The 6,743-nt window shown below is 62.9% G+C and carries 4 protein-coding genes; all 4 read right to left on the bottom strand.

The genetic code is table 11. The annotated features are described in order from the left end of the window. Positions 1 to 141: 141 nt before the first annotated feature. The 4 genes from AQZ49_RS13910 to AQZ49_RS13895 all read right to left on the bottom strand — a co-directional run bounded on the left by AQZ49_RS13910 (position 142) and on the right by AQZ49_RS13895 (position 6,701). Positions 142 to 2,163, bottom strand: a complete 2,022-nt coding sequence (locus tag AQZ49_RS13910; protein ID WP_067616624.1) for an acetyl-CoA carboxylase biotin carboxylase subunit — start codon at positions 2,161 to 2,163, stop codon at positions 142 to 144. 182 nt (positions 2,164 to 2,345) lie between these two features. After that, a complete protein-coding gene (gene scpA, locus AQZ49_RS13905) occupies positions 2,346 to 4,484 on the bottom strand; it encodes a methylmalonyl-CoA mutase (RefSeq protein ID WP_067616622.1) in 2,139 nt (712 codons plus the stop codon). Between the two features lie 8 nt (positions 4,485 to 4,492). Further along, complete coding sequence (gene mce, locus AQZ49_RS13900; RefSeq protein ID WP_067616620.1) at positions 4,493 to 4,942, bottom strand: methylmalonyl-CoA epimerase; 450 nt, start codon at positions 4,940 to 4,942, stop codon at positions 4,493 to 4,495. Between the two features lie 232 nt (positions 4,943 to 5,174). Continuing rightward, positions 5,175 to 6,701, bottom strand: coding sequence for an acyl-CoA carboxylase subunit beta (locus AQZ49_RS13895; RefSeq protein WP_067616618.1), 1,527 nt, complete (start codon positions 6,699 to 6,701; stop codon positions 5,175 to 5,177). Positions 6,702 to 6,743: the final 42 nt, after the last annotated feature.

The following is a 6,743-nucleotide window of genomic DNA, read 5'->3' as shown; positions in this document are numbered from 1 at the left end:
CACTAGCGCTTTCATGGGCTGCCTTCGCCTTTCGTTCGTGATGCGCGCGCTCTAATTCGCGCTTACGTAAACGTCAATCTGCCTTTGCGGGTGGGTGGGGATCGGCGCGGCGATCTGCGTCGCCGCGCCTTCCTCTCCAACTCATTCCATCTCAAGGATAATCGCATCGACGGCGAGGCTGTCTCCGGCCTTGGCGTTGACCAGTTTGACTTTGCCCGATTTTTCCGCGCGCAGGATGTTTTCCATTTTCATCGCCTCGACCACCGCCAGCGGCTGCCCCGCCTCGACCGAATCGCCGGGCTGGACATGCAGCGCGACCAGCAGGCCGGGCATCGGGCAGATCAGGAATTTCGACAAGTCGGGCGGGATCTTTTCGATCATGTGCGCCACCAGCGGCGCCACCGGCAGCGGCAGCACATCGACGCCGTGGATGCCCCCGCGCGTGGTCAGGCGGAACCCGGTGCGCAGCGGTTCGACTTTCACCGTCAGCGCGTCGCCATCGACATCGGCATGGATCAGCCGGTCGCCGGGGGTATATTCCATGTCCAGATCGACCGGCACGCCATCGACGGTGACCAGATCGGCCTCCAGCACCACGGCATGCCGTTCGGCCCCGATCCGCACCGACCATTGCGCGGGCGGATCGAGCCGGTCGCCCAGTTGCCCGTCGACCCGCCGCGCGCGATCGGCGCGCGCGGTGGCGAGGAATCCGGCAATCGCGGCCAGGCTGCGCGTCAGTTCGGGCGAGGCGGGCGCGCCGTGGAACCCTTGGGGATATTCCTCGGCGATAAACCCGGTGGTCAGTTCGCCCGAACGGAAACGCGGATGCTGCATGATCGCGTTCACGAAATCGATGTTGTGGCCCAGCCCTTCGATCTCGAACGCATCGAGCGCGGCGATCTGCTTGTCCGCCGCCTCGTCGCGGGTGGCGCCCCAGGTGACCAGTTTGGCGATCATCGGATCATAGAACATCGACACTTCGCCGCCTTCATAGACGCCGTCATCGACCCGCACGCCATCGATCCCGCGCCGACCGTTACCCGCGCCATCATCGGTCCAGCCCGGCACCGGCGGCTGATAGCGCACCAGCCGCCCGGTCGAGGGCAGGAACCCGCGATAGGGATCTTCGGCATAGACGCGGTTTTCGATCGCCCAGCCATCGATGCCCACATCGTCCTGGGTGAACGACAGCTTTTCGCCCGCCGCGACGCGGATCATCTGTTCGACCAGATCGATGCCGGTGATCGCCTCGGTCACCGGATGTTCGACCTGAAGCCGGGTGTTCATTTCCAGAAAATAGAAGCTTTCGCCCGTCGGATCGGCGCCCGACACGATCAGTTCGACCGTGCCGGCCGAATAATAGCCCACCGCCCGCGACAGCGCGACGCATTGTTCGCCCATCGCCCGCCGCATCTTGGGCGTGACGAACGGCGAGGGTGCTTCTTCGACCACTTTCTGGTGGCGGCGCTGGATCGAGCATTCGCGTTCGTTGAGATAGAGAATGTTGCCGTGCTGATCGCCCAGGATCTGGATTTCGATGTGGCGCGGGTTGAGGATGAACTTTTCGATGAACACGCGGTCATCGCCGAACGAATTCAACCCTTCGCGCTTCACCGCTTCAAAGCCTTCGCGCACGTCCTGTTCGCTATAGGCCAGGCGCATGCCCTTGCCCCCGCCGCCCGCGCTGGCCTTCATCATCACCGGATAGCCGATCTCGTCGGAAATCCGCACCGCGTGTTCGGTATCCTCGATCTCGCCGACAAAGCCGGGCACGACATTGACGCCCGCCGCCTTGGCCAGTTTTTTCGATTCGATCTTGTCACCCATCGCCGCGATCGCCCCGATGGGGGGCCCGATGAAGGCGATGCCTTCGGCGGCCAGCGCCTCGGCAAAGCTGGTGCGTTCGGACAGGAAGCCATAGCCGGGATGGACCGCCTCGGCCCCCGTCGCCTTGCACGCGGCAATGATCTTGTCGGCGATCAGATACGACTGCGCGGCGGGGGCAGGGCCGATATGCACCGCCTCATCGGCCATGCGCACAAACGGCGCGCGCGCATCGGCATCGGAATAGACGGCCACGGTCGCAATACCCATCCGACGCGCGGTCTTGATCACGCGGCAGGCGATTTCACCCCGGTTGGCAATGAGGATTTTCTTGAACATTTAGGTGTTCTCTTTGCGATTGCGATAGAAGCCATGGTCGAGATCGAAGCGGAATTTTCCCCATCCCGTCACCCCGGGCTTGACCCGGGGTCCCGCTTTCTGGCGAGGCTCGACAAGGCAGCGGGACCCCGGGTCAAGCCCGGGGTGACGAAGCGGGAGGGCTGGGTCAGACATTCGCATGGTTATTCCGCCGCTTGCAGGTCTTCGCCCGCGGGCGGCATGTTGTGGCCGAGCAGGCGCAGCAGGTCGGCGGCGCATTCGACCACGTTTGATCCGGGGCCATAGATGCCCTGCACCCCGGCCTCGCGCAGGAATTCATAATCCTGCGGCGGGATCACCCCGCCGGCGACGACCTTGATATCGCTGCGCCCGGCTTCGCGCAGGCGGGCGATCAGTTCGGGGATCAGCGTCTTGTGCCCGGCGGCGAGCGAGGACGCGCCGACCGCATCGACATCGCTGTCGAGCGCCAGTTTCGCCGCCTCTTCGGGGGTCTGGAACAAGGGCCCGCTGGTCACATCGAAGCCCATGTCGCCAAAGGCGCTGGCGATCACGTTGGCGCCGCGATCGTGGCCGTCCTGGCCCATCTTGGCCACCAGCATGCGCGGGGCCCGGCCCAGCCGACGCGTGACCGCCGCCACCCCGTCGAGCACCTGGGCATAGCGCGCGTCGCCATCATAGGCCGCACCGTAGATGCCCTTGACCGGGGTCGGGAACGTACCGTGGCGGCCGAACACCTGTTCCATCGCGTCGGAAATCTCGCCCAGCGTGGCGCGATGGCGCGCCGCCTCGACCGCGAGTTCCAGCAAATTGCCCTGCCCGCGCGCGCCTTCGGTCAGCGCGGCCAGCGCGGCGCGGCATTTCGCCTCGTCCCGCGTTTCCCGCAACGCCTTGAGCCGCGCGATCTGCCCTTCGCGGACCGCGTGGTTGTCGACTTCAAGCGTTTCGAGCTTGTCCTCGCTGGCCAGGCGATACGTGTTGACGCCGACGATCACGTCTTCGCCTTTGTCCACCCGCGCCTGGCGCCCGGCAGCGGCTTCCTCGATCATCGCCTTGGGCCAGCCGGCGGCCACCGCCTTGGCCATGCCGCCTTCGGCTTCCACCCGTTCGATGATCGCCCAGGCCGCATCGACCAGTTGCTGGGTGAGCGCCTCGATATAGTACGACCCGCCCAGCGGATCGACCACGTTGCACATCCCGGTTTCTTCCTGGATCACGATCTGCGTGTTGCGGGCGATGCGGGCCGAAAAATCGGTCGGCAGCGCGATCGCCTCGTCCAGTGCGTTGGTGTGCAGCGACTGCGTGCCGCCCAGCATCGCCGCCATCGCCTCGATCGTGGTGCGGATGACGTTGTTGTAGGGGTCCTGTTCCTGCAACGACACGCCCGAGGTCTGGCAATGTGTGCGCAACATCTTGCTGCGTTCGTCATGCGCGCCCAGCCTGGTCATCACCCGGTGCCACAGCACGCGCGCGGCGCGCAGCTTGGCAACTTCCATGAAGAAATTCATGCCGATCGCGAAAAAGAACGACAGGCGCCCGGCAAACTTGTCGATATCGAGCCCGCTGGCGACACCGTATTTCACATATTCCATGCCGTCGGCGATGGTGAACGCCAGTTCCTGCACTTCCGTCGCGCCGGCTTCCTGCATGTGATAGCCGGAAATCGAGATCGAATTGAATTTGGGCATTTCGCGGCTGGTATAGCCAAAGATGTCCGAGATGATCCGCATGCTCGGTTCGGGTGGATAGATATAGGTGTTGCGGACCATGAACTCCTTGAGGATGTCGTTCTGGATGGTCCCGTCGAGCAGGCGCCGATCGACGCCCTGTTCTTCGCCCGCAACGATGAAGAACGCCAGGATCGGGATCACCGCGCCGTTCATCGTCATCGACACCGACATCTGGTCGAGCGGAATGCCATCGAACAGGATCTTCATGTCCTCGACACTGTCGATCGCCACGCCCGCCTTGCCGACATCGCCGACCACGCGCGGGTGATCGCTGTCATAGCCGCGATGGGTGGCCAGATCGAACGCCACCGACAGCCCCTTTTGCCCGGCGGCCAGATTGCGGCGATAGAATGCGTTGGATTCCTCGGCGGTCGAAAACCCGGCGTATTGGCGAATGGTCCACGGCCGCCCGGCATACATGCTGGCCCGCACCCCGCGCGTGAACGGGGCAAAGCCGGGCAGGCCCGGATCGGTGGCCACATCGTCGGCGGTATACAGCGGCTTGACCGCGATCCCTTCGGGCGTGTGCCAGGTCAGGTCCTTGCCCTTGACCTCCTTGGCGGCGGCTTTTTGCCAGTCGTCGAGCGTTGCCATGGCGATCCTCAATGTACCCCTTTGGGGGTTTCCATGATTTCGGTCAGTTGCCCCAACATGTCCTTGGGGTGCAAAAAGAAGATTGGCGTGCCATGCGCCCCAATGCGAGTGGGGCCAAGGATGCGCTTGCCCTGGGCCTTGAACCATTCACGGGCCTGCTCGATATCATCGACCTCGTAGCACAAGTGATGCTGACCCCCGGAGGGGTTCCTGGCAATGAAACCGGCAATGGGGCTGGTTTCATCCAGCGGTTCGATCAGTTCGATCTGGGTACCGCCTTGCGTATCCAAGATACCGCTGTCGTGCGGGGTGTTGACGAACGCCACCTTGACGCCCTGCTCGGGCATGTCGAACGGCTCAGTGATAAGCGTCGCGCCCATGACATCGCGATAATAGGCAATAGCGTCCTGCAGCGAGGGCACAGCCACCCCAACATGGTTCAACCGACCGAGTTTCATTTTCGCAAAAAGCCTTCGTAAATGCCAACGAGAAACACGCCAGCGAATGCAAACAGGTAAATGAAATTCCCGACTGTGTTGAACCACCAGTCAAATGAATTCCTTTTGGACTTATGCCATCCGTTCCGTGCAACCATTCTGAATTCGTTGTGTTTTACGCCTCGCCAGCAAACATAGGTAAATGCGGCCGTACCCAGCGCAGCGACACACATAAGAATGGCAAAAACCGGTCTCACAGCGGAATGTTGTCGTGTTTCTTCCACGGGTTTTCGAGCGCCTTGTGTCGCAGCTTGCGCAGGCCCAGCGCGATGCGACGGCGGGTCGAATGGGGGTGGATCACTTCATCGACAAAGCCTTTGCTCGCCGCGACGAACGGATTGGCAAAGCGGTCTTCGTATTCCTTGACTTTCTCGGCCTGTTCCTCGCCCGACAGCCCGCGAAAGATGATCTCGACCGCGCCTTTGGCACCCATCACCGCGATTTCGGCGGTGGGCCAGGCATAGTTGAGATCGCCGCGCAGATGCTTTGACGCCATCACGTCATAGGCCCCGCCATAGGCCTTGCGCGTGATCACGGTGATCTTCGGCACGGTCGCTTCGGCATAGGCGAACAGCAACTTGGCGCCATGCTTGATGATGCCGTTGTGTTCCTGCGCGGTGCCGGGCAGGAAACCGGGCACATCGACAAAGGTCAGGATCGGGATTTCGAAGGCATCGCAGAACCGCACGAAACGCGCGGCCTTTTTCGATGAATTGATGTCGAGCACGCCTGCCAGCACCAGCGGCTGGTTGGCCACCACGCCCACCGTGCGCCCTTCGATCCGACCAAACCCGCACAGGATATTGCCCGCGTGCTTGGGCTGGATTTCGAAGAAGTCGCCCTCATCGAGCACTTTGCGGATGACTTCGTGCATGTCGTAGGGCTGCGCGGCCGAGGCCGGGATCAGCGTGTCGAGGCTGTCTTCCAGTCGGTCCCACGGATCGCTGCTGGGCCGCACCGGCACCCCGGTCTGGTTGGTCAGCGGCAGGAAATCGAACAGTTCGCGCGCGGCGAGCAGCGCATCGATATCGTTTTCGCACGCCAGATCCGCCACCGATGTCTTGGTGGTGTGGGTAACCGCGCCACCCAGTTCCTCTTGCGTTACAATCTCGTTGGTCACCGTCTTCACCACATCGGGCCCGGTGACGAACATATAACTGGAATCCTTCACCATGAAGATGAAGTCGGTCATCGCGGGCGAATAGACCGCGCCGCCCGCGCAGGGCCCCATGATCAGCGACAGTTGCGGCACCACGCCGGATGCCAGCACATTGCGCTGGAAAATCTCGGCATAGCCGCCCAGGCTGGCGACGCCCTCCTGGATGCGCGCGCCGCCCGAATCGTTCAGCCCGATTACCGGTGCGCCCACTTTCATCGCGGTGTCCATGATCTTGCAGATCTTCATCGCGTGGCGTTCCGACACCGCGCCGCCGAACACCGTGAAATCCTGGCTGAACACGAACACCAGCCGCCCGTTGATCGTGCCCGAACCGGTCACCACGCCATCGCCGGGGATCACCGTATCGGGCATGCCGAAATCGACGCAGTTGTGTTCGACATAGGCATCGACTTCTTCAAAGCTGCCTTCGTCGAGCAGAACTTCAAGCCGTTCGCGCGCGGTCAGCTTGCCCTTGGCGTGCTGCGCGTCGATGCGGCGCTGGCCCCCGCCCAGATGCGCGGCGGCGCGGCGCTTTTCCATTTCGGCGATGTTTGCGGACATGCGCTATCCTCTGAAATACGATTGCGGGCGAATGACGCATTG

The sequence above is a fragment of the Novosphingobium sp. FSW06-99 genome, from assembly GCF_001519065.1.
GTDB lineage: Bacteria > Pseudomonadota > Alphaproteobacteria > Sphingomonadales > Sphingomonadaceae > Novosphingobium.
The sequence above is the reverse complement of the archived record's forward strand: the minus strand, read 5'-3'. Positions and strand labels throughout refer to the sequence as shown.

Bases quoted from the DNA above. Each gene is read 5' to 3' on its own strand.
- AQZ49_RS13910 (WP_067616624.1), bottom strand. From the start codon at position 2,163: ATGTTCAAGAAAATCCTCATTGCCAACCGGGGTGAAATCGCCTGCCGC.
- scpA (WP_067616622.1), bottom strand. From the start codon at position 4,484: ATGGCAACGCTCGACGACTGGCAAAAAGCCGCCGCCAAGGAGGTCAAG.
- mce (WP_067616620.1), bottom strand. From the start codon at position 4,942: ATGAAACTCGGTCGGTTGAACCATGTTGGGGTGGCTGTGCCCTCGCTG.
- AQZ49_RS13895 (WP_067616618.1), bottom strand. From the start codon at position 6,701: ATGTCCGCAAACATCGCCGAAATGGAAAAGCGCCGCGCCGCCGCGCAT.